This window comes from Mesorhizobium montanum, assembly GCF_033977145.1.
GTDB lineage: Bacteria > Pseudomonadota > Alphaproteobacteria > Rhizobiales > Rhizobiaceae > Mesorhizobium > Mesorhizobium montanum.
Genome location: NZ_JAVIJF010000009.1, coordinates 41,941 through 62,060 on the forward strand (window position 1 = coordinate 41,941; position 20,120 = coordinate 62,060).

23 protein-coding genes are annotated in these 20,120 nt (G+C 62.8%); 11 read left to right on the forward strand and 12 right to left on the reverse strand.

Annotated elements, in window-relative coordinates; all coding sequences use genetic code 11:
• The first annotated feature begins 68 nt into the window (after positions 1–68).
• Together panB and panC are read left to right on the forward strand one after the other, a co-directional pair.
• Complete coding sequence (panB, locus tag RFM68_RS13925; protein ID WP_320233553.1) at positions 69–908, forward strand: 3-methyl-2-oxobutanoate hydroxymethyltransferase; 840 nt, start codon at positions 69–71, stop codon at positions 906–908.
• Positions 905–1,756, forward strand: a complete 852-nt coding sequence (gene panC / locus RFM68_RS13930; protein WP_320233554.1) for a pantoate--beta-alanine ligase — start codon at positions 905–907, stop codon at positions 1,754–1,756. The genes panB and panC overlap by 4 nt, the downstream gene beginning before the upstream one ends.
• A gap of 24 nt (positions 1,757–1,780) precedes the next feature.
• Here panC and RFM68_RS13935 read toward each other — a convergent pair whose 3' ends face one another.
• The 7 genes from RFM68_RS13935 to RFM68_RS13965 all read right to left on the reverse strand — a co-directional run bounded on the left by RFM68_RS13935 (position 1,781) and on the right by RFM68_RS13965 (position 8,296).
• Positions 1,781–2,479: an AIM24 family protein gene (locus RFM68_RS13935; protein ID WP_320233555.1), complete on the reverse strand. Its 699-nt coding sequence runs from the start codon at positions 2,477–2,479 to the stop codon at positions 1,781–1,783.
• A gap of 180 nt (positions 2,480–2,659) precedes the next feature.
• Positions 2,660–3,151 (reverse strand): GNAT family N-acetyltransferase, encoded by a 492-nt coding sequence (locus RFM68_RS13940; protein WP_320233556.1) that lies wholly within the window; start codon positions 3,149–3,151, stop codon positions 2,660–2,662.
• 4 nt (positions 3,152–3,155) lie between these two features.
• Positions 3,156–4,655, reverse strand: a complete 1,500-nt coding sequence (gene gatB / locus RFM68_RS13945; RefSeq protein ID WP_320233557.1) for an Asp-tRNA(Asn)/Glu-tRNA(Gln) amidotransferase subunit GatB — start codon at positions 4,653–4,655, stop codon at positions 3,156–3,158.
• Between the two features lie 115 nt (positions 4,656–4,770).
• Positions 4,771–5,202 (reverse strand): CBS domain-containing protein, encoded by a 432-nt coding sequence (locus RFM68_RS13950; protein WP_320233558.1) that lies wholly within the window; start codon positions 5,200–5,202, stop codon positions 4,771–4,773.
• Between the two features lie 201 nt (positions 5,203–5,403).
• Complete coding sequence (locus RFM68_RS13955) at positions 5,404–6,138, reverse strand: rhomboid family intramembrane serine protease (RefSeq protein WP_320233559.1); 735 nt, start codon at positions 6,136–6,138, stop codon at positions 5,404–5,406.
• A 233-nt stretch (positions 6,139–6,371) separates the two neighbouring features.
• The gene (locus RFM68_RS13960) at positions 6,372–6,722 is read right to left on the reverse strand and encodes a hypothetical protein (protein WP_320233560.1); all 351 of its coding nucleotides are present in this window, start codon (positions 6,720–6,722) and stop codon (positions 6,372–6,374) included.
• A 170-nt stretch (positions 6,723–6,892) separates the two neighbouring features.
• Positions 6,893–8,296 carry a S8 family peptidase gene (locus RFM68_RS13965; RefSeq protein WP_320233561.1) on the reverse strand — a complete coding sequence of 468 codons (1,404 nt, stop codon included), beginning with the start codon at positions 8,294–8,296 and terminating at the stop codon, positions 6,893–6,895.
• Positions 8,297–8,654: 358 nt separating this feature from the next.
• Between RFM68_RS13965 and RFM68_RS13970 the strand changes: the two genes are divergently transcribed.
• The 7 genes from RFM68_RS13970 to RFM68_RS14000 all read left to right on the forward strand — a co-directional run bounded on the left by RFM68_RS13970 (position 8,655) and on the right by RFM68_RS14000 (position 15,230).
• The gene (locus RFM68_RS13970) at positions 8,655–10,190 is read left to right on the forward strand and encodes a tyrosinase family protein (protein ID WP_320233562.1); all 1,536 of its coding nucleotides are present in this window, start codon (positions 8,655–8,657) and stop codon (positions 10,188–10,190) included.
• A 55-nt stretch (positions 10,191–10,245) separates the two neighbouring features.
• Positions 10,246–10,962 (forward strand): copper chaperone, encoded by a 717-nt coding sequence (locus RFM68_RS13975; protein WP_320233563.1) that lies wholly within the window; start codon positions 10,246–10,248, stop codon positions 10,960–10,962.
• Positions 10,963–11,327: 365 nt separating this feature from the next.
• The gene (locus RFM68_RS13980) at positions 11,328–11,966 is read left to right on the forward strand and encodes a PAS domain-containing protein (RefSeq protein WP_320233564.1); all 639 of its coding nucleotides are present in this window, start codon (positions 11,328–11,330) and stop codon (positions 11,964–11,966) included.
• A 172-nt stretch (positions 11,967–12,138) separates the two neighbouring features.
• A complete protein-coding gene (locus tag RFM68_RS13985) occupies positions 12,139–12,756 on the forward strand; it encodes a PilZ domain-containing protein (RefSeq protein WP_320233565.1) in 618 nt (205 codons plus the stop codon).
• Between the two features lie 269 nt (positions 12,757–13,025).
• Complete coding sequence (locus tag RFM68_RS13990; RefSeq protein WP_320233744.1) at positions 13,026–13,625, forward strand: transglutaminase-like cysteine peptidase; 600 nt, start codon at positions 13,026–13,028, stop codon at positions 13,623–13,625.
• A 207-nt stretch (positions 13,626–13,832) separates the two neighbouring features.
• Positions 13,833–14,585, forward strand: a complete 753-nt coding sequence (locus tag RFM68_RS13995; RefSeq protein ID WP_320233566.1) for an NYN domain-containing protein — start codon at positions 13,833–13,835, stop codon at positions 14,583–14,585.
• A gap of 93 nt (positions 14,586–14,678) precedes the next feature.
• Positions 14,679–15,230, forward strand: a complete 552-nt coding sequence (locus RFM68_RS14000; protein WP_320233567.1) for an ankyrin repeat domain-containing protein — start codon at positions 14,679–14,681, stop codon at positions 15,228–15,230.
• A 24-nt stretch (positions 15,231–15,254) separates the two neighbouring features.
• Here RFM68_RS14000 and RFM68_RS14005 read toward each other — a convergent pair whose 3' ends face one another.
• Together RFM68_RS14005 and RFM68_RS14010 are read right to left on the reverse strand one after the other, a co-directional pair.
• Positions 15,255–15,782 carry a gamma carbonic anhydrase family protein gene (locus RFM68_RS14005; protein ID WP_320233568.1) on the reverse strand — a complete coding sequence of 176 codons (528 nt, stop codon included), beginning with the start codon at positions 15,780–15,782 and terminating at the stop codon, positions 15,255–15,257.
• 19 nt (positions 15,783–15,801) lie between these two features.
• Positions 15,802–16,197, reverse strand: a complete 396-nt coding sequence (locus tag RFM68_RS14010) for a DUF6949 family protein (RefSeq protein ID WP_430694859.1) — start codon at positions 16,195–16,197, stop codon at positions 15,802–15,804.
• Positions 16,198–16,257: 60 nt separating this feature from the next.
• Here RFM68_RS14010 and RFM68_RS14015 point away from each other — a divergent pair, with 60 nt between their 5' ends.
• Positions 16,258–16,986, forward strand: a complete 729-nt coding sequence (locus RFM68_RS14015) for a hypothetical protein (protein ID WP_320233570.1) — start codon at positions 16,258–16,260, stop codon at positions 16,984–16,986.
• 37 nt (positions 16,987–17,023) lie between these two features.
• Here RFM68_RS14015 and RFM68_RS14020 read toward each other — a convergent pair whose 3' ends face one another.
• Positions 17,024–18,127, reverse strand: a complete 1,104-nt coding sequence (locus tag RFM68_RS14020) for an NAD(P)/FAD-dependent oxidoreductase (protein ID WP_320233571.1) — start codon at positions 18,125–18,127, stop codon at positions 17,024–17,026.
• Between the two features lie 99 nt (positions 18,128–18,226).
• On the opposite strand from RFM68_RS14020, the gene RFM68_RS14025 reads away from it, so the two are divergent.
• Positions 18,227–19,465, forward strand: a complete 1,239-nt coding sequence (locus tag RFM68_RS14025) for a cytochrome P450 (protein WP_320233572.1) — start codon at positions 18,227–18,229, stop codon at positions 19,463–19,465.
• A gap of 21 nt (positions 19,466–19,486) precedes the next feature.
• Here RFM68_RS14025 and RFM68_RS14030 read toward each other — a convergent pair whose 3' ends face one another.
• Complete coding sequence (locus RFM68_RS14030; RefSeq protein ID WP_320233574.1) at positions 19,487–19,819, reverse strand: type II toxin-antitoxin system RelE/ParE family toxin; 333 nt, start codon at positions 19,817–19,819, stop codon at positions 19,487–19,489.
• Complete coding sequence (locus RFM68_RS14035; RefSeq protein ID WP_320233575.1) at positions 19,785–20,075, reverse strand: ribbon-helix-helix domain-containing protein; 291 nt, start codon at positions 20,073–20,075, stop codon at positions 19,785–19,787. The genes RFM68_RS14030 and RFM68_RS14035 overlap by 35 nt, the downstream gene beginning before the upstream one ends.
• Positions 20,076–20,120 lie beyond the last annotated feature (45 nt).

The following is a 20,120-nucleotide window of genomic DNA, read 5'->3' on the forward strand; positions in this document are numbered from 1 at the left end:
CCAAGCGCTGCCGGTCTTTCTAAAGCTCGACCCGCCTCGTTTTGGGGGCGCCTTGAGGGAGGTGACGATTGACCCGTGATCCGTCCGCCGACAGCCGGATCAACGCCGAAGACATCCGCCGCCGCAAGGGCGGCGTGCCGATCGTCTGCCTCACCGCCTATACCTACCCTGTCGCCCGCCTGCTCGATCCGCATGTCGACCTGCTCCTGGTCGGCGACAGCGTCGCCATGGTCCTGCACGGCCACGCCACGACGCTTGGCGCCTCGCTGGAGATGATGATCGCCCATGGCCAAGCCGTGATGCGCGGCTCGGCCAAAGCCTGCGTCGTGGTCGACATGCCGGCCGGCAGTTACGAAACCTCGCCGGCCCAGGCCGCGGCGTCGGCGAGGCGTATCGCCGAGGAAACAGGCTGCCAGGCCGTGAAGCTCGAAGGCGGCGTCGACATGGCCGCCCAGATCGCAGCGATCGTTGCCGAAGGAATCCCGGTCATGGGCCATATCGGCCTGCAGCCGCAGTCGGTGGAGAAGGATGGCGGCTACAAGATCAAGGGCCGGACGCAGGAAAATATCGCTGCCCTGTTCCGCGATGCCGAGGCGGTGGAAAAGGCCGGCGCCTTCTCGGTCGTCATAGAGGGCACGATGGAGGCGGTGGCCGCGAAGCTGACCCATCATATTTCCATACCGACCATCGGTATCGGCGCCAGCGCCGACTGCGACGGCCAGATCCTGGTGATCGACGACATGGTCGGCATAACCGTCGACCGCGTGCCGAAATTCGTCAAGGAATACGCGGATTTGCGCAGTGTGATCGCGGATGCCGCGGCGCGCTACGCCGCCGAGGTGCGCAGCCGCGCCTTTCCCAGCCCCGACCACGTCTTCACGACGGCATCCGGCAAGGACGAGACATGAACGGGCCAACCGTCGTCGACAGCGTCACCGCCCTTCGCGCGCAGGTCCGGGACTGGCGGCGGGCCGGTCTCAGGGTCGCCATGGTGCCGACCATGGGCGCGCTGCATGAAGGCCATGTCTCGCTGGTCAGGATCGCGCTCGAACGGGCCGAGCGCTGCGTCGTCTCGATCTTCGTCAATCCGACCCAGTTCGCGCCGACGGAAGATCTCGACAAATACCCGCGCCAGCTGGCGCGGGATCTCGACCGACTGCGGGATGCCGGCGCGCATCTCGCCTTCACGCCACGCGTGAGCGAAATGTATCCCGCCGGCTTCGCCACCAAGATCTCGGTGGGCGGCCCCTCCGGCGGCCTCGAAACGGATTTCAGACCGAGTTTCTTCGACGGCGTCGCGACCGTGGTGGCCAAGCTCTTCATGCAGGCGGCGCCCGATTGCGCCGTGTTCGGCGAGAAGGATTACCAGCAGCTTTGCGTCGTCAGGCGGCTCTGCCGCGATCTCGACCTGCCCGTCGAGATCGTCGGCGCGCCGACCGTGCGCGACGCACACGGTCTCGCCATGTCGTCGCGCAATGCCTATCTCGGCGAGGCCGAGATCGAAATCGCGCGCAAGCTGAACGTGATCCTGCGCCAGACCGCCGAGGAACTCGCGACCGGTGCCGATGAGACCAAAGCCACCGGCGATGCCGCGAAGGCGCTAATCGAGGCGGGCTTTCAAAAGGTCGACTACGTCACCGCGCGGCAGGCCATGACGCTCGCGCCCTGGCAGCGTGACCGCAATGGCCGCCTGCTCGCGGCAGCCTGGCTCGGCACGACCAGGCTGATCGACAATGTGGAAATCCTTCCCGGCTGAGGCTCGCTCCGGCCGAGTTCCGCGCTACTCTTCCGACGGCATATGCAGATACATCGACTGGATGCCGACGCGGCCCGGCCCGGTGAAGCGGTTGACGACGAAGTTCATGTTGGCGCCGAAGAAGCCGCTGGAAAGGCGGTCGATCCTGGTGTCCATCCTGACCGAGGCATCCTTGAACAGCCAGCCGCCCGGCTCGATGTCGATGGTTTCGCCGGGCGCCAGCACCTTTTCAAAGACGTTGCCGTAGCCGTGCAGCCAGACGATGCCGTCGCCTGTCTCACCACGGAAGCGGTCGATGAAGAACCCGCTCTGGCCGAACAGCATCGTCCCAATGCCGCGCACGCGCTCGAAGGTGTAGTCGACGCTGGCGGTGGCGGCGAGAAACTGGTGCTCGCGCACCTGGATCTCCTCGCCGCGCCGAAGATGGATCGGCACGATATGGCCCGGTCCGTCACGGCTGAAGGCGATGATGCCCGGCCCTGACGCCTCGGTGACGAATACCTGCATGCCGGCGATCATGCGTTTCAGCGCGCCCTTCAGCGATTTCAGGCCGATGGTGATCGTGGTGTTCTTCCACAACAGGATGTGGTGCTCGAAATAGACCGGCATGTTGGTCACATCGACCGACAGCACTGGCACAAGTTCGCCGGCGACGTGATAGGTCACGCCGCCAAAAGTCTCGTCCGACACCTCGGTCGGCATCAGTTCCGGCAAGCTCGGCATGGTATTTCCCCCCGCGCCGCCCTGTGTGCGTGTCTATGTGTGCGTGTCGATCTATTTTGGCTTCCGCACAGGTCGGCTGCAGCAGCTTTGGTGCCACACAGTCGGGCCGTCAAACGAAAACAGACACCTGCCGGGCCGCTCGCGCGAAGGTGATCCAAGGATAGGCGAGGCAGGCGGAGGTCAGCCGGCAAGAGGCCGGCGATAGACGAGCGCCGGCTCTCCCGAGGCACCGGCGTGCTCGCCGAGATCAGCGGATATCACGAAGCCGTTCGCCTCGTAGAAGGCGATGGCGCGTGTGTTCTGCTCTTCCACCTCAAGGCGGATGGCATGGGCTTCGGGGAAACTTTCGATGACCTCATCCAGCAGCATGCCGCCAATGCCCCGTCCCTGCAGGCTTGGAAGCACGTAGAGCTGCTTCAGCGCGATCAGCTTGCCGCCATCGACAGCTTCGGCAAAGGCCACGCCGCCGATGCGCTTGCCGTCGTGGGCGACAAGAAACTCGCTGTTCGGCTTCGCCAGCCGCGCCTTCAACGAGGCGACCGAGTGCCACTCATCGGTGATCGCGGTGACCTTGTCGGCGCCGTAGATCGCGTCATAGGTCGCGTGCCAGGTCTCGACCAGCAATGCCCGGATTGCAACGAGATCGCGATCCCCGGCGGTGCGGACGAACATGACGCTATTCAATGCCGAGCTTGGCCTTGACCAAGTCGTTGACCGCCTGCGGGTTGGCCTTGCCGCCGGTCGCCTTCATGACCTGGCCGACGAACCAGCCGGCCATGGTCGGCTTGGCGCGCGCCTGCTCGACCTTGTCCGGGTTGGCGGCGATGACCTCGTCGACCGCCTTCTCGATGGCGCCGGTGTCGGTGACCTGCTTCATGCCGCGGCTCTCGACGAGCTCACGCGGATCGCCGCCCTCGTTCCAGACGATCTCGAACAGGTCCTTGGCGATCTTGCCGGAAATCGTGCCTTCCTTGATCAGGTCGATGACGGCGCCGAGCTGTTCGGGCGAAAGCGGAGCATTTTCAATGTCCTTGCCCGCTTTGTTCAGGGCGCCCAGCAGATCGTTGATGACCCAGTTGGCGGCGAGCTTGCCGTCGCGCCCGGAGGCCACCTTCTCGAAATAGTCGGCGATCGGCTTCTCCGACACCAGCACCGAAGCGTCGTAGGTCGACAGGCCGAGCGACGCAATCAGCCGTGCCTTCTTGTCGTCCGGCAGTTCCGGCAGGTGCTTTGCCAATGCATCGACATAGGCCTGATCGAACTCCAGCGGCAGAAGATCGGGATCAGGGAAATAGCGATAGTCGTGCGCCTCTTCCTTGGAGCGCAGCGAGCGGGTCTCACCCTTGGCCGGATCGAACAGACGGGTCTCCTGGTCGATCTTGCCGCCGTCCTCGAGGATGGCGATCTGCCGGCGCGCCTCGGATTCGATGGCCTGGCCGATGAAGCGGATCGAGTTGACGTTCTTGATCTCGCAGCGTGTGCCGAATTCGCCGCCCGGCCGGCGCACCGAGACGTTGACGTCGGCGCGCAGCGAGCCCTCGTCCATATTGCCGTCGCAAGTGCCGAGATAGCGCATGATCGTGCGCAGCTTCGTCACATAGGCCTTTGCCTCGTCGGCCGAACGGATGTCGGGCTTGGAGACGATCTCCATCAGCGCAACGCCGGAGCGGTTGAGGTCGACATAGGACATGGTCGGATGCTGGTCATGCATCGACTTGCCGGCATCCTGTTCCAGATGCAGGCGCTCGATGCCGACCTCGATATCCTCGAACTCGCCCTGGCGGTCGGGCCCGACGGAGACGATCACCTTGCCCTCGCCGACGATCGGCTGCTTGAACTGCGAGATCTGGTAGCCCTGCGGCAGGTCCGGATAGAAATAGTTCTTCCGGTCGAAGACCGACTTGTGGTTGATCGCGGCCTTCAGCCCGAGCCCGGTGCGGATCGCCTGCTTGACGCATTCCTCGTTGATGACCGGCAGCATGCCGGGCATCGCCGCGTCGACGAGGCTGACATTGGCGTTGGGCGCGGCGCCGAACGACGTCGAGGCGCCGGAGAACAGCTTGGCTTCCGAGATGACTTGCGCATGCACTTCGAGCCCGATGATGATCTCCCAGTCGCCAGTGGCGCCGGAGATCAGACGTTTTGCGTCGGGGGTGCGGGTGTCGATGATGCTCATGGAGGCCTGCGTGCTCGCGAAACGTGACTTTCACGTCTAAAGTGAAAGTCACTCGCTAGTGCAAACCGCCTTGCGAGACAAGCGCAAAGCCGCGCGCCGTCCTTCCGCGGCCACCTCAAGCGGTGGCGATATAGGCCCTGATCTCCTCGGCTTCGCGCTCGACGTCCTCGATGCGGCGCTTGACTACGTCGCCGATGGAGACGATGCCGTCGAGCTGACCGCCCTTTTCCACCGGCAAATGGCGGAAGCGGCCTCTCGTCATGATCTCCATGACCTCGTTGACCGTGTGGTTTTCGTTGCAGATCTTGACCTTCGGCGTCATCGCCGAGCGCACCGCGATGTCGAGCGCGGCGGCGCCCTCCTTGGCCACCACCCGCACGATGTCGCGCTCCGAGAGGATGCCGACGATCTTGCGGTCGCCATTGGTGATGACGAGCGCGCCAACCCGATGCTCGGCCAGCATACGAATGGCCTCACTCAGTTTTTCATTGGGCCCGAGCGTGAACACGTCATGGCCCTTGCTTTCAAGAATTGCCTTAACCGTCATGGCGTCCTCCACTGCCTTTGGCGCCGGCTCCCGCCCCGACCGGCTTTCGTGCCGGCGCCCTTAGGAAGACACCGGGTGGTTTAAAGCGCGTCGAAGCGCGCTTTAAGTTTGTGTTTTGATGCATGTCGTTTTCCCAAAACTGCGACATGCATTGGCAACATCGTGCGCCGTGATTGGTTGCATTTCAAGTGGAAGCGGGTCTCAGACCTGCGGCTGAGGGCGGTCGAAAAACCGCAGCCCGAAAAAGCCGGCGACGAAGCCGCCGATATGGGCTTCCCAGGCGATCTGGCCTTCGATGCCCGGCGCGAAGCCCAGCAAGCCGGTGCCGAGATTTATGACCATCCAGACGCCCAGGAAGGTCATGACGCCACGCGAGCGCAAAACCGCCGCGATGGGCAAGGGTTCGCCGGCGAAGGCCGCCCCGCCGGACAAACGGTCGACGCGGAAGCCATATCGCGCCGCCGCGCCCATCATGCCGGAGATTGCACCGGACGCGCCGACCAACGGCACCTCGCCGAGCGGATGGAGCGCCCAGAAGAGTGCAACCGAAGCGAGGCTTGTGACCGCGAAGAACAGCGCGAAGCGCGGCGTGCCAAGTCGATTGGCCAGAGGTGAACCAAAGGCGGCAAGCCAGATCATGTTGATCAACAGATGAGCCACGCCGCCATGCAGGAACGCATAAGTGAAGGGGCTGGAAAAGGCATAGAAATCAAGGTCGTATCGGCCGGAATAACGAATGGGAACGAAGGCCGCGCGAACGAGCAGGGCGAAATCCTGGTCATCGGTGAGCAGATAGACGCGCACCAGATGGACCGCGATGCAAATGCCGATCACTGCCAGCACCGCGGGCGGCAGGTTGAATACAGGTTCGCGGCGCGGCTCAGGGGCCTCGTCCGGCAGCGGTTCGGTTTCAGAAGGACTTACCGGCTCGCTCATTCACATCGGTTCCAGGGATTCGATGCCCGAGCATCTAGAGCAAAGCGAACTGGAACGGGAATTTTTCTCCGCACGCCTGCGCCCGTCGTGTCGCCCCACATGGCCGGGCACCGCCGCTTTCGCCTGGTCACATGGCCGGAGGCACCAGTTCTTGGGACTTGAGCGGCGCCGGTCCTTCAGTGGACACCTGGATGGGCTCGATTTCGCACGGTCCAGAGAAGCTCTTGGAAGCCCTAGCGCAACTCGCGCTTGACCGGTTTCGGCAAGATGTCGTCGACGACGTTCGGCAGCACGGCTTTGACCTCGGTGCTCTCTAGCAAGGCGCCAATGGCGCCAGGATCTCCACTGACGGACGCGGAGTTGGCCGAAGGACGCACCTTTCCCAATGTCACCGCGCCAGGTTTTCCTACGCTGCGTTCGGCCTGCTCGATCACGCGCGAAACGGTCTCCGGCAAGGCTGCGGCGGCGACGTCGTCGTTAAAGAAAACCTGTGCACTCACCGGCTTGCCGGAGCGCGCCTGACGCTCCAGCTCGTCCTTGATCGCCGCCGGGCTCCATTCCTGAGATGTCTTTTCCTCGGCCATCTTTGCCAGCCTCCGGTCTGCCTGCAGCAATATATAGGGCCGACTTTGAAAATGACAGGATCGTCGTCTTCGACGGCCGCGAATCCGAAATTCGCCGGCGCGCTGAGGGCGATGCGAATTTCGGAGCCGCCGCACGGCGGAGGCCCGTGCATCCTTTGGCAGTGCAGCAGCTACACTCTGGCGGCCGCCACTTTCCTGCGAGCCGGTTCGCCGGCGCGGGTCTTCGCAGACTTGGTTTTCGAAACCGCCCTCCGCGAAGCCGAGGCGACGACTGCACCCGCCGGCAATGGCGAGCCCGTCAGCAACTCGAAGGCGCGCCGCACATCGGGCAACCCGCGATTGCCACGTGCCTTCAGCATACCCGCCGGCAGGGTGCAGGAGCCGATAATTGCCTGTTCGATCTGGTCGATGGTCGCGGTCGGCTTGGCCTGTTTGAGCAGCGCCGCCAACCCCGCGACATGCGGCGTCGCCATCGAGCTACCGTCCATTTCGGCGAATCTTCCACCCGGGATGCAGGACAGGATGCCGACCCCAGGCGCCACAAGATCCGGCACCAGCGGATCCGCCGGGCGGTCGAATTTCTGGCTGCTTGAGAACGACGCCACCGTGTCCGACTGATCCATCGCGCCGACCGAAAGCACGTTGTCGTAATTGCCAGGCGAACGGCTGGTCAGGGGACCTTCGTTGCCCACCGCAAAAACCGGCAGCACGCCGGCCGCGCGCAGCGCGTTGATGATCTGCTGGAATGCGGGCGTGAAGCCGCGCAGGCCCAGCGACATGCTGAGGATGGGGCACTTCTTTTCAATGATCCAATCCATCCCGGAAAGAATCCGGTCGATCACCTGGCCGCCTTCGATCACCATGGCGCTGGCAATCTGCGCGCCCGGCGCGATACCGAAGGCGCCCTTCTCTCCCGCCCGCCCGACAATCGTGCCCGCCGTGTGGGTACCATGTTCGTCGCTGTCATGCGGCTTGGCACCGGGAACCTTGTCACCGGCTAGGTCGAACTCGGCGAAGTCGAAGATGGCGCCCTTGAGAGCCGGATGCTCGCCGTCGATGCCCGTATCGAGATGGCCGACGACGACGCCCTTGCCGTCGAATCCGGCATTCCACATATCCTCTACGCCCAGCCGGTGCAGCCCCCAGCTAATCACTTTCCTGGCCCGTGCCGGCCGGACGCTCGTCGGCCGGATAAGGCTGAGTTCCGGCGCCTTGACGATGCTCGCCGCCGTTGGATTGGTCTCGAGGCCGGCTATTCCGGCTGCATCGACAAAGCCGGTGGCGAGGCCCAGGTGGGGATAGACGCGCATGCGGCGCGTGGCCGGGTCCACGGCGCGTCGGAAACTGCGGCTGGCGGATGCCCGCGCGTCGAGCGCAAGGCTTTCCTGCTGCGCTTCGCTGGGCACGATGAAATGATCCCGCAAATCCGCCTCGGCGGCGAGTGACGCCGAACTGTCGACGCCGCCCTTGGCGCCCGCGGCAAGACCGGCGCCAAGCGCGGCCGGGCTGAGCGTTACAATGACCTTCGCGTAACCGACCGACGCGATGGTTTCTGCGATGTCCTGATTGGCCATGATTTCCTCCCGTTTGAGATATCAAGCTGCCTTTGCACTACTGCACTGCTGCTGATGGGTGGACGCTAGCCTCGGCGGGCCGCGTCAATCTGGTCCCCGGCGAAGTGATGCCAGTGACCACGAGGCGCGCCTATTAACTTCTTAATTCGATTTCTAAAAATTCAGATTGACCGCAAGCGTTTTCGAACTTATCCGGCGTTCCCTCGCCATTCTAGTCAATCGATTTATCACGCAATGTGAAATTATTCACATATCAAAATATCTTCCAAAGCAACAGTTGCTTCGCGCGTGCGTCAATGTTTTTTCCGACACAACATATAGCAAATATTCCTAACAGAACTGCTTGAGGGAGGCAATCATGCAGTACATCCGCGAGGACGTATGGGAACTTGGCAATGACTGGGCGGCGCCGATCCTGTGGTACGCGCGGGGCGTCGCGGCGATGAAGTCGCGGGCGCTGGCCGTGCCGACGAGCTGGCGCTTTTATGGCGCAATCCATGGCATCGACCGGCCGCTCTGGAAGGCGCTCGGTTATCTGAGTGCGGCCGATCCGCTGCCGCGCAGCGCCGACGTCAAGCGTTTCTGGCAGCAGTGCCAGCACGGCAGCTGGTATTTCCTGCCATGGCATCGCGGCTATCTCCTGGCCTTCGAAGCAAACATCCGCGATGCGGTGATCAAGCTCGGCGGGCCGAAGGACTGGGCGCTGCCATACTGGAATTACTTCAAGCCGAACCAGTTCAAGCTGCCGCCTGCCTTCGCATCACCGAACTGGCCCGACGGCAAGGGCAACAATCCGCTTTTCGTCCCGCAACGCTACGGACCCAACAGCGACGGCAAGGTCTATGTGCCGGTCGACCAGATCAATCTCGATGCAATGAGCGATCCGGACTTCACCGGTGTTTCGAGCGGCGGCAGCCCCGGCTTCGGCGGCATCGACACCGGCTTCGAGCATGGCGGGTCGACGCATGGCGGCATCGAGACGCAGCCGCATGACTGGGTGCATGGCCTTGTCGGCGGCGAGAATCCCAAACCGCCCCACCTGCCCGGCCTGATGTCCGACCCGGACACTGCCGGGCTTGATCCCATATTCTGGTTGCATCATGCCAACATCGACCGGCTATGGCAGGTATGGCGGCAAAATCCCCTCACCGACATCGACCCGACCGACGCCAACTGGCTCAAAGGTCCGGGCAGTGTCGGCGAGCGCATCTTCTCCATGCCGATGCCGGGCAACGTGCCGTGGAACTACACCCCGGCCGACATGGTCGATCTGGCGAAGCTCGGCTATAGTTATGACGATCTGTCACCAGCCACGGCCGGGCTGATCGCAAGCCTGCGGCTGGAGAGGCTGGGCGCGAGCGCCGCAGCTGCGAATGTGACCGAGGGAGCACCGGCTATGGCAAGCGGGAAGAATGTCGAGCTGGTTGGCGCCAATCGCAAGGCGTTGCCAATCAGCGGCGACCAGGTCAGCACGTCCGTCCAGCTCGATGCGGGCATGCGCAACAAAGTATCGGCGAGCCTTGCGGCAGCGGCCACGAGCGGCACGCCCGACCGCGTATTCCTCAACCTCGAAAATGTCCGCGGCCTGTCCGACGCGACGGCATTCCACGTTTATGTCGCGCTGCCCGAAGGGGCCAACCCCGCCAACTATCCCGATCGGCTGGCGGGCAGCATCGCCTTGTTCGGCGTTCGCAAGGCGAGCCTTGCCGACGGGGAACATGCGGGAAAAGGTCTGACCTTCGTGCTGGAGATAACGAAGATCGTTGACGCGTTGCACCTCGGGAATGCGTTCGACGTCAACACGCTCGACGTTCGCATCGTGCCGACAAAGCCTGTCCCCAAGAGAGCAAAGATCACCATCGGGCGCGTCAGCATCTTCCGCCAGGGCGGTTGAGCGGAATTTCGCCATGACGCCAGCCGGCCTTGAGCGCCTGCGTATCCAGGCGCCGGTGCTGTCGATCAGCGCAGGCGCCTGGATTCTCGTTGCGATGGAGGCGACGGGGATGGCGCTCCCCGCTTTTTGCTCGACCGGAGCGCTGTGGACAGCACCCTCCGCTTCGCTCGATCTGGTCCTGGCGCTCAATCCGCCAGGATCGCTCGCGGCCGGCTGGGCGCTGATGCTTGCGGCCATGATGGCGCCTTTGCTGATCGTGCCGGTACGCCACATCCGCGATCGCTGCCTGCCCCGAGGCCGTGCGCGTGTCGTGGCGCTGTTCGTCGCCGGCTATGCCACGAGCTGGATGGTTGCGGGCGCCATGCTGCTGGCCCTTGCTATCGCGATGCGACTGGCCGTGCCCCGGGCGTGGCTGCCGCTGAGCGCCGCGGCGCTGCCAGCCCTTGTCTGGCAGATTTCACCCGCCAAGCAGATTTGCCTCAATCGTTGCCACCTTCAGCCGGAATTGGCCGCGTTTGGATTGGCGGCCGATGTGGATGCCCTCCATTTCGGCCTGACCCACGGCATCTGGTGCGTAGGCTCCTGTTGGGCATTGATGCTTTTGCCGCTGCTGGTTCCGCACGGCCATGTCGCCACCATGGCCGCTGTGGCACTATGGCTTTTCAGCGAGCGTCTGGAGCGACCGACGTCGCCACGCTGGATTTGGCGCGGCCCGGGCAAAGCCATCCGCATCGTGGCCGCAAGGGCAGGGATGCGGCCCCGACACAGGTGACGGAGCGATCGCGGCGCTTCTGATCGGCTGGGCCTCAACGGCGAATCGCCAAGCGAATCGCGAATCAAAAAGAAGGCCGTCCAGGATTTCCCTGAACGGCCGGCCGAGCCCCCTGCTCCCCATAACTTGACTGAAAGTGCTGCCGATCGCTGCTGAAACGATCGTTTTGGAGTGATTTCGGTGTGCCACAGGCTTCGGCGGCACGCAACGTAAACCACTTGTTAACCTTAACGGCCCCGAAGCGTGAACAAACGTTAACGATACTGGCACGCATCCTGCTCCGCACCGCATGAAGGTCATCGGAGGGCGCCCTGTCTGTTCGCCGATGGGACATCAAAAGACAGATTGTGCGGAGCGGAATGGACATGAAAGAAAAAGGATCAATCGCGCTGTTCCAATATTGGAACCGGCTGCGTGATGGTCGCCCTGCCCCGAAGCGATCGGAAGTGGAGCCGGCGGACATCAAGTCGCTTTTGGCCGACACCTTCATCCTGGAACGCGACACGCGTGGCGAAGCGGTGTTCCGGTTGGCCGGCACAAGGCTTTGCGCATATTACGGCCGGGAGCTCAAGGGCTTCTCCTTTCCGTCGCTCTGGCGCGAGAAGGACCAGCGGCTGGTGTCGCGGCTCATGCAGGGCGTTTTCGAGCAGAAATCGGTTCTGCTCATGACCTTCGAAGGGTTCAGCTGCAACGGCCGTTCCAACAAATTCGAGCTCCTGGCGCTGCCGTTGGACGGGGGCGCCGAGAACCAGCGCAGCCTCGGCATCACCAGCACCGCCGAAAAGCCGTTCTGGCTGGGCGCCGACCCGCTCGCCGATGCGCTCATCGACACGATCCGGGTGATAGATCCCGAGAAAGAGCCGATGTTCCTGAAGAACCGGCCGGCGATCGACGTTCCTTCACTCGTTCCCGCCGAATTCGAGCCCCCGGAAACCATTTCGGCGCTCGGCCGCGTGCGCCGCATCCGCCATCTCGTCGTCCTCGACGGCGGGCGTCAGGAATGAGCTCCGCCGGGCGCGGCTTTCGCCTCGCCAGCGGTTGGTTTTTTCGCCTGGCGCCGGCCTCCAGGCTTAGGTATTCGCGGTCGATTTTTCCCGTTTGTTAACCTGCTTCGCTGTAGTTTTGGGTGAAATTCCTCGCATCGTCGCGCGGAATGCGAACGGGGTGTAGGCGGTCATGAGGTCAGCGGCGGTAGAATATGTGCCGTCACGAGCTGAGCGGCGCAACTTTCAGCGTGTCCGGGTCAAGATCTACGGGCGTTTCATGCTGGAAGACCGCACCGAGCACCCGTGCCAGGTGATCGATATGTCACCCGGCAACGTTGCGTTGCGCACGGACCGTATCGGCATGCCGGGCGAGAAGGTCATCGCCTATATCGACCATATCGGCCGTGTCGAAGGCGTCGTGACACGCACTTCGCAGGACGGTTTTGCCATGACCGTCATCGCCTCGGATCGCAAGAAGGACAAGCTTGCCGCGCAGCTCACCTGGCTTGCCAACAAGCATGAGCTCGACCTGCCCGAGGACCGTCGCCACGAGCGCGTGGCACCGCGCAATCCGATGAGCGTCCTGCAGCTCACCGACGGGCGCCAGTATCAGTGCCGCATCATCGACCTGTCGCTTTCCGGCGCCGCGGTCGAGATCGACGTCAAGCCGGCGATCGGCGTCCAGGTCACGTTAGGCACGATGCGCGGCCAGGTGGTGCGCCATTTCGAGGACGGCGTCGCTATCGAGTTCGCCGTCATCCAGCGGCCGGAAACATTGGATTCGGAGTTCAACGCGCCGCGATCCTGAAGCAACCTTGTCAGGCAAGCAACGAACCGGCCGCCAGCGGCCGGTTTTTTGTTGCCTCGATCGGCGCTCGTGCGCGGCCATGCGCCAGCCTTTCAAAACATCGCGAACGCCGGAAAATCGCCGCCGAATCTCAACAATCCCAAATCGAGATAGTTCAAATTTTATGTTTATTCTACCGGCGTTTTACTCAATATCTACTTCGGGTTTTTGCGTCAAATAAATCCCAACGTGGCACAGTCTTCTCAAACGGGGAGACTGCCACAATGAAAATGACGAGGGGCAAGCTGTTGCTCTTGGCAATGGCGATGCAGCTGTCCGCGTGGGGAACGGCAAGCGCAGCACCGGCTTCAATGCATACAGGTGGCCGCACGACCCAGCCAGTTGGTCACTATGATTTCTGCCAACGCATTCCGGCCGAATGCAACGAGCGGACGCCGAAGGGTTCGCCGGTCGAGCTGACGCGCAGGCTGTGGGCGACGATCGTCAACGTCAACAATTCGGTCAACACCCGCGTCAAGCCGCGCACCGACATGGAGATCTACGGCGTCGAGGAATACTGGGCCTATCCCGACAAGGGCGTTGGCGACTGCGAGGACTACGCGCTGGAGAAGCGCCGCGAGCTGATGGCCGTGGGCGTCCCTGCCGGTGACCTGCTGATGACTGTCGTGCGCCAGCCGAACGGCGACGGCCATGCGGTGCTGACCATGCGCACCAGCCTCGGCGAATTCATCCTCGACAATCTCGAGCCGAAAGTGCTCGCCTGGAACGACACGGTCTACACCTACCTCAAGCGTCAATCGACCGAGAATTCGGGCGTTTGGGTCACCATCAACGACGGCCGCGACGCCGCCGTCGCCAGCGTCCGCTAGGACGCGACGGAAAAACCCGGTCGAGTCCCCACCCTCCCCGTCCCCAACGACCGGGTTTTAGGAGCCGGCCCCTGTCCCCGGGGCCGGCTCCACTATTTCTGGCGAGCGGATCGACGACATGCCCACTGGTTGCTACCTTCTGGCTGCTGCGTGAACGCGTCAGCCAAGCAACAAACAATTGCACACAGAAGCGACCGAAAGCGTTGAATGCCGACCGAGCCCAGATCCCCGCGCCTTGCCGTTCTTATCGATGCCGACAATGCCTCGGCGAAAATCGCCGACGGGTTGTTTGAAGAAATCGCAAAGATCGGCGAAGCCAGCGTCCGCCGCATCTACGGAGACTTTTCGAGCACCAGATCGAAGGGGTGGGCGGACGTTCTTTCGAAATATGCCATCATCCCGCAACAGCAGTTCGCCTACACCACGGGAAAGAACGCATCCGATATCACCTTGGTGATCGATGCCATGGACATGCTTCACAGCGGCCGCTTTGACGGGTTCTGCCTGGTTTCGTCCGATAGTGATTTTACCAGGCTTGCAGCCCGAATCCGCGAACAGGGCGTCGATGTCTTCGGCTTCGGAGAGCAGAAAACTCCGGAAAGCTTTCGGCAAGCATGCCGCCGCTTTGTCTACACTGAAAATCTCCTTCCCGGCGCGGTGAACCCTCAGGATGCGGCCCCGGCCGCAAAGCCGCTTCAGGCGCCAAGCGCCGCTGCGCCTATGCTCAAGAAGGTCATAGGCCAGATGGAGAGCGAGGATGGATGGGTCCTCCTCGGCACCTTCGGCAAACAGCTTTCAAACCTGTTCTCCGATTTCGATCCTCGCACCTACGGCTTCGGCAAACTCAGCGACCTCGTGAGGAAGACAGCTGAATTCGAAATCGAGACCTCGAAGAGTGGCGCCATGCGGATACGGCTGAAGCCCAAGCCGGTGAAAGGATCAAGGAACAAAACCGGATAAATAAACCAGGAAACCACTGTTCAGTTTCCCAAGACTGACAGCTTTCCAAGACCGAACGATCGAAGCACTATCGTGCTTTCCGGACCACTGGCCATGCTGGAGATACCTGAGGACCGCTGCGAGCGTCATCGGCTTTTCAAGGCCATCGACGACGCCTTCAAGGCTGGAGATTTCGAGGGCTTGGGAACGGCGCTTGGCGGCTCGGCGCGCTGGTTCGACGCGCGGATGCCGTTCGATCTCGGCCTTGGCCATCCGCTGGAATATGCCGTCTACTGGAGCCCGGCCACGTTCATCACCGCCTTGCTCGACGCCGGCTCGAACCCGAATTATGAGGATCTTGCCGGGTTTCCCTCGATCATTGCCGCGTTATCGACGGAACGGCCGGACCGGCTGGACGCCATTCGTATCCTGCTCGAGCATGGCGCCGACCCGGATATGCGCGGCGTGAACGATTGGACGCCGCTCCACTATGCAGTGTCCCGGCGTGACACTGACGCGATCCGCCTGCTGCTGCTCTCAGGCGCGGACCCGTCACTGAGGACCCGCATCGACGACTGTGAAACGGCGCTGGAAGGCGCGGAGCAGGCCGGTTTCGAAGCCGGTGCTTTCCTGCTGCATGAAGCGATGAACAGCCACCGCAGATGATGCCGCGCGAGCGGCCCGCCACCGTTACACTGCCTTCAGCTTGGCCTTGAAGCGTTTGCCGTTGGCGACATAGTGGGCTGCCGAGACGCGCAGGCGCTCGATGGCCGCTTCGTCCAGCGTTCTTATCACCTTGGCGGGCGAGCCGACGATCAGCGAGTTGTCCGGGAAAATCTTGTTTTCCGTCACCAGGGCGCCAGCGCCGACCAGCGAGTTGTTGCCGATCCTGGCGCCGTTCAGCACGACGGCGCCCATGCCGATCAGGCTGTTGTCGCCGATCGTGCAGCCATGCAGCAACGCCCGGTGGCCGATCGTGCAGCCCTCGCCGATCGTCAGCGGAAAGCCCGGATCGGTGTGCATGATTGTATGCTCCTGCACATTGGTGTCGGCGCCGATCGTAATGGGCTCGTTGTCACCGCGGATGACGACACCGAACCAGAAGCCGGCGTGGCGGCCGACCTTGATATCGCCGATCAGCGTCGCGTCGGGCGCGATCCAGTTCGTATCGGCGTCCACGAACCGGGGCACTTTCCCATCGATCGCATAGACCGGCATTGTTCGTCTCCGATTCGGCTCAACCAGCGAATTGGAAAGACCCTAGGTTGGCGGTCGCCCAGGATGCAATGGCGATGAGCACGACACCGAGGGCCAAGGCCCAGGCGATGGCCGTACAACCGCAGGACAACAGCGCCATGGTGCCGATGCGGCCCTCGCGCCGGGCGGCCAAAGCCTCGTTGGTGAGCATGAACGGTCCCGCGCATGCGGTCGCCGCCAGCGAACGCAGGATATGGACGGGCGAAACATAGGGTTCCGCAAAGGCCAGACGCCGGCCGGACAGCAGTTCCATGGCCGATCCGGCCAGTCCGCAAGCCGTGAGACCAACCGCAAAAGCGTAAAGAACGAGCACAAAGGGATCCATGTTTACCAACCGTTTACCATGAAAACGCACAGTCGTGCCAACGCGCTGCAAGAGCCATGCCGCGCAAGACTGTGCCGCCGAAGGACAGGTCGGCGGATCGGGAAAGAGCGGATGAGACAGGCAACCGTCGCGGAGAGCCCAGACTTCGAGGTCGTCGATTCGACCTTGATGAAGCGGGTCTTCTATGCCTTTGCGGCGCTGGCGCTGCTTTCGGTGGCGATCAGCGTCGGCGGCAAATGGCTCGGCCGGTCAATCGCCATGGCCGGGTATTCGGATGACGCGACGGTGCGCCAGATCGTCATGGGCAACAATCTGATCAGCGTGCCGGCAAACTTCATCCGCTTCGACCAGGCCAGGCGCGACGGCATCGCCTCGCGGCTCGATCTCTATCTGCGCTACCCCGAGATGGACGGCTACAGCACGGCCGCGCGCGACGACTTCAACCACACGACGACCAGGAAGATCGTTTTCCTGTCGTTCGAGCCGCGGATGATGTCGCGCGACATGAGCGGCCGCTTTGCGCCGATCTACAGCGCCCTGATCGAAAAGCCGGGCACGCCCGGTCCTGGCGGCACGACGGTTTACGCCTTCACGGAAAAATCAGGCTATCTGAACGAGGTGCTGGCCGTCGCCGAACGTCCCGGCAAGGATCCGTTCGTCGCCCGCTGCCTGAGCGGGCCGAGCGCGGAGGAATCGCTGGCGCCTTGCGAACGCGACATCCAGGTCGGCGACGATCTCAGCCTCACCTACCGTTTTCCGCGTGAGATGCTCTCGAATTGGCCGGCGCTCGACGCGGCAATCGCCGCCAAGGTCGCGAGTATCCTGAAGACCGGCCACTGATGTACAGTTCACGTCGATCGATTAGCCGGCTATCAAACTAGATCATTTCGGCGCGCAACCAGCGTTTCAAGCCGGCAATATCGCCGTCTCCGATGGCCTTTGCCACACGCCGGCCGACGCTCGCGCCGAATTTGTAGCCGTGGCCGGAACAGGCCGAGACGACCAGGCATTTGCCTTTCTCATACGCAAGGAATTTCTCGTCGGCGGTAAAGGTGTAGGCGCAGGTGACGACCTCGGTCACCTTGTATTCGGTGATGCGGGCGATCGGCGGCGAGAACAGGTTGCGGATCACCTCGCCCTCGCCCGGCACCGGCTGGCGGTTCCAGTCGGCGTCGCTGGTCGGCACCTTGTGCAGGCCGGAACCGAATTTCATGCCGGCGCCGCGCGTGATCGGGATCATGTAGCCGTCGGTGACGCCGCCGACATCGAGGATGACCGGCGCCACTTCCCAGACAGCCTTGAGATCCGTCGGCGGCTCGACGTAGGCAAGCGCGGTGCGAAAGGTCTTCAGTTCGCCGCCGAGCTCCGGAAAGAGTTTCAGCACCCAGGCGCCGGCCGCCACCACGACGCGGTCGGCCTGCATGGTCTCGCCGCTTTCCAGCACGATGCGGCCGGCATCGGCGTCGACCTCGACCACCTTGCTGTTCTCATAGACATTGGCATCGTGGGCGCGCAGCCATTTTGCCAGGCCGACGGCGATCTTCTTGCAATGCAGCGCGCCGCCTTCCGTGGAGAAATAAGCGTAACGGAAGGTGCCTGGCTCGAGGAACGGCCAGCGCTCGACGGCGGCCGCCGGATCGAGCAATTCGAAGGAAAAATTCCCCTCCTCCAATCCCTCGCGGTATTCCTCGGCCTCGTCGCCCGGCTCGCGCGAGACACAGAGGAAACCGCGCGGATCGAGGTGATTTTCGCCGAGGTCGGCCCAGAGCTCGTCCCAGGCATCATAGGCCTCGCTGATCAGCTGGCCATAACCGGTGCCGGCGCGGTAGGCACGACGGATGATGCGATGATGGTCGCCGGAAGCCGCGAGCGGATTGGGGATGGGCCCTTGCTCGACAATCGAGACATTGTGGCCGGCCTTGACCAGCGACCAGGCGGTTGACAGCCCCGCGATGCCCGCGCCGAGGACGATCACATTCATCAAAACATCCTTCCCGGCTCGCCTGGCTCAACGCTTCGGCTTCACGGGCGCCAAGATACGGTCTGGCATCGGGCTGACAAGGCGCGCTAATGGTCAACCATGATGCCAGCCTACCTAGCTTTCGATCCCGGCAGAAGCCGTCTGCGTCTCGACCCGCACGAGCCGGCCTTCGTGCAGAACCCCTATGAGGCCTACGCCTTCCTGCATGGCACTGCCAACGCCTTCTTCTGGGAAGACTATGGTTTCTGGTGCTTCGGTGGTTTCGACGACGTCAGCCGCCTGCTGCGCGACCGCCGTTTCGGCCGCCAGAACCCGGTCGGCATTCCCGACAGCCGCGGCGTGAGCGACGACCGCTCACATCTCGTGGCCTTCGATGCGATCGAGGCCAATTCCATGCTGGAGCTCGAACCGCCGGTGCATACGCGGTTGCGCACGCTGGTCAACCGCGCCTTCGTCTCGCGCCAGGTCGAACGGCTGCGGCCGCGCATCGAAGTTTTAGCCAATGAGTTGATCGACCGTTTCGAGCCAAACGGCGTCGACCTTCTGCCAGCCTATGCATCGCCCTTGCCGATCACCATCATCGCCGAGATGCTCGGCGTTCCGGTCGAGATGGGGCCGCAACTGCTCGACTGGTCGCACCGGATGGTCGCCATGTATATGCATGGACGCACGCGCGAAACCGAGGATACGGCCAACCGCGCTGCAAACGATTTTGCCGCGTTCCTGCGCGGCTACGTGGCTGAGCGGCGCAGGAAGCCGGGCGACGACCTGCTTTCGCTGCTGATCGAGGCCCAGGACAACGGCCAGAAGCTTTCCGAGGACGAGCTGGTTTCCTCGGCCATACTGCTTCTCAATGCCGGCCATGAAGCGACTGTCCACCAGACCGGAAATGCGGTGCGCTCGATCCTCGCGCAAGGCGGCGATCCGCGCCGCTTCTTCGAAACGCCGGAGAAAACCGCCGCTGCAGTCGAGGAATGCCTGCGCTACGACGCGCCGCTGCATATGTTCCTGCGCTATGCATATGAGGAGATCGAGGTTGCGCCGGGCATTTTGGTCAAGCCCGGCGAGATGATCGCGCTGCTGCTCGGCATGGCCAATCACGATCCCTTGGCCTTTGCCGAGCCCGACACCTTCAATTCGGCCCGCACGGACCAGAAGAACGTCTCCTTCGGCGCCGGCATCCATTTCTGCATCGGCGCGCCGCTGGCCAGGCTGGAACTGCAAGTGTCATTGAAGACGCTGTTCGAGCGCTTGCCAAAGTTGCGCCTGGGCGAGGAGCCGCGCTTTCGGGACAGCTATCATTTCCACGGGCTGGAAAAGCTCGCGGGAAGTTTCTGAGCGGGGCCGCACGAGATAAGCTCACTCTTCGTCGGGAAGTGCCAACGTGCGCCCGGCATACAGCACCCGCAGTATGATCACCGTGTTGTCGGTGACTTCAAAAGCGATGGTTGCTCTTCGCCGCCAGCCCACGGTCCGCAAGCCATGGGCAATCTCATCGTGGCGAGTGCCTCGTTCGGGGAACGTCTCAAAGCTCAGGCAATAGTCGACTATCCGCCCGACGAAGCTCAACGCCGCGCCGGCACCCGCCTTTGGTGCCAACTGTGTTAACAATTCCGCGATGTCTCTTGTGCTGCCGGGTGAAACCTGACGTGGTACTTCATGGTCCGGAGCGTGATTTTCCAGTGATGGCACGGACACGATCAGAGAGATTCTTGCGAACCTCTTCGGCCGTCAGCAGCCGCTCGGGATGAGCACGAGCATCCTCAAGGGTTGGCACCACCTCCTCCAGCAACCAGCGATCGAGAGCAGCGTCGCGAGCCGCCAGAGTACGTAGTCCATCCCGGATGAGCTCGCTCTCGCTGGCATATTTGCCCGAGGAAACTTTGTCTTTCACCATCTGCGCGAGGTCCCGCGGCAAGGTGATGGTCAGCGGTTGAGTCGTTCTCATATTTCGTCCTTCTGGCCACATCTGCACCGGAGTGTGACTTAGTCA

Coding starts and splice junctions, on each gene's coding strand:
- panC (WP_320233554.1), top strand. CDS start 905: ATGAACGGGCCAACCGTCGTCGACAGCGTCACCGCCCTTCGCGCGCAG.
- RFM68_RS13935 (WP_320233555.1), bottom strand. CDS start 2,479: ATGCCGAGCTTGCCGGAACTGATGCCGACCGAGGTGTCGGACGAGACT.
- RFM68_RS13940 (WP_320233556.1), bottom strand. CDS start 3,151: ATGTTCGTCCGCACCGCCGGGGATCGCGATCTCGTTGCAATCCGGGCA.
- gatB (WP_320233557.1), bottom strand. CDS start 4,655: ATGAGCATCATCGACACCCGCACCCCCGACGCAAAACGTCTGATCTCC.
- RFM68_RS13950 (WP_320233558.1), bottom strand. CDS start 5,202: ATGACGGTTAAGGCAATTCTTGAAAGCAAGGGCCATGACGTGTTCACG.
- RFM68_RS13955 (WP_320233559.1), bottom strand. CDS start 6,138: ATGAGCGAGCCGGTAAGTCCTTCTGAAACCGAACCGCTGCCGGACGAG.
- RFM68_RS13960 (WP_320233560.1), bottom strand. CDS start 6,722: ATGGCCGAGGAAAAGACATCTCAGGAATGGAGCCCGGCGGCGATCAAG.
- RFM68_RS13965 (WP_320233561.1), bottom strand. CDS start 8,296: ATGGCCAATCAGGACATCGCAGAAACCATCGCGTCGGTCGGTTACGCG.
- RFM68_RS13970 (WP_320233562.1), top strand. CDS start 8,655: ATGCAGTACATCCGCGAGGACGTATGGGAACTTGGCAATGACTGGGCG.
- RFM68_RS13980 (WP_320233564.1), top strand. CDS start 11,328: ATGAAAGAAAAAGGATCAATCGCGCTGTTCCAATATTGGAACCGGCTG.
- RFM68_RS13985 (WP_320233565.1), top strand. CDS start 12,139: ATGAGGTCAGCGGCGGTAGAATATGTGCCGTCACGAGCTGAGCGGCGC.
- RFM68_RS13990 (WP_320233744.1), top strand. CDS start 13,026: ATGACGAGGGGCAAGCTGTTGCTCTTGGCAATGGCGATGCAGCTGTCC.
- RFM68_RS13995 (WP_320233566.1), top strand. CDS start 13,833: ATGCCGACCGAGCCCAGATCCCCGCGCCTTGCCGTTCTTATCGATGCC.
- RFM68_RS14000 (WP_320233567.1), top strand. CDS start 14,679: ATGCTGGAGATACCTGAGGACCGCTGCGAGCGTCATCGGCTTTTCAAG.
- RFM68_RS14005 (WP_320233568.1), bottom strand. CDS start 15,782: ATGCCGGTCTATGCGATCGATGGGAAAGTGCCCCGGTTCGTGGACGCC.
- RFM68_RS14015 (WP_320233570.1), top strand. CDS start 16,258: ATGAGACAGGCAACCGTCGCGGAGAGCCCAGACTTCGAGGTCGTCGAT.
- RFM68_RS14020 (WP_320233571.1), bottom strand. CDS start 18,127: ATGAATGTGATCGTCCTCGGCGCGGGCATCGCGGGGCTGTCAACCGCC.
- RFM68_RS14025 (WP_320233572.1), top strand. CDS start 18,227: ATGATGCCAGCCTACCTAGCTTTCGATCCCGGCAGAAGCCGTCTGCGT.
- RFM68_RS14035 (WP_320233575.1), bottom strand. CDS start 20,075: ATGAGAACGACTCAACCGCTGACCATCACCTTGCCGCGGGACCTCGCG.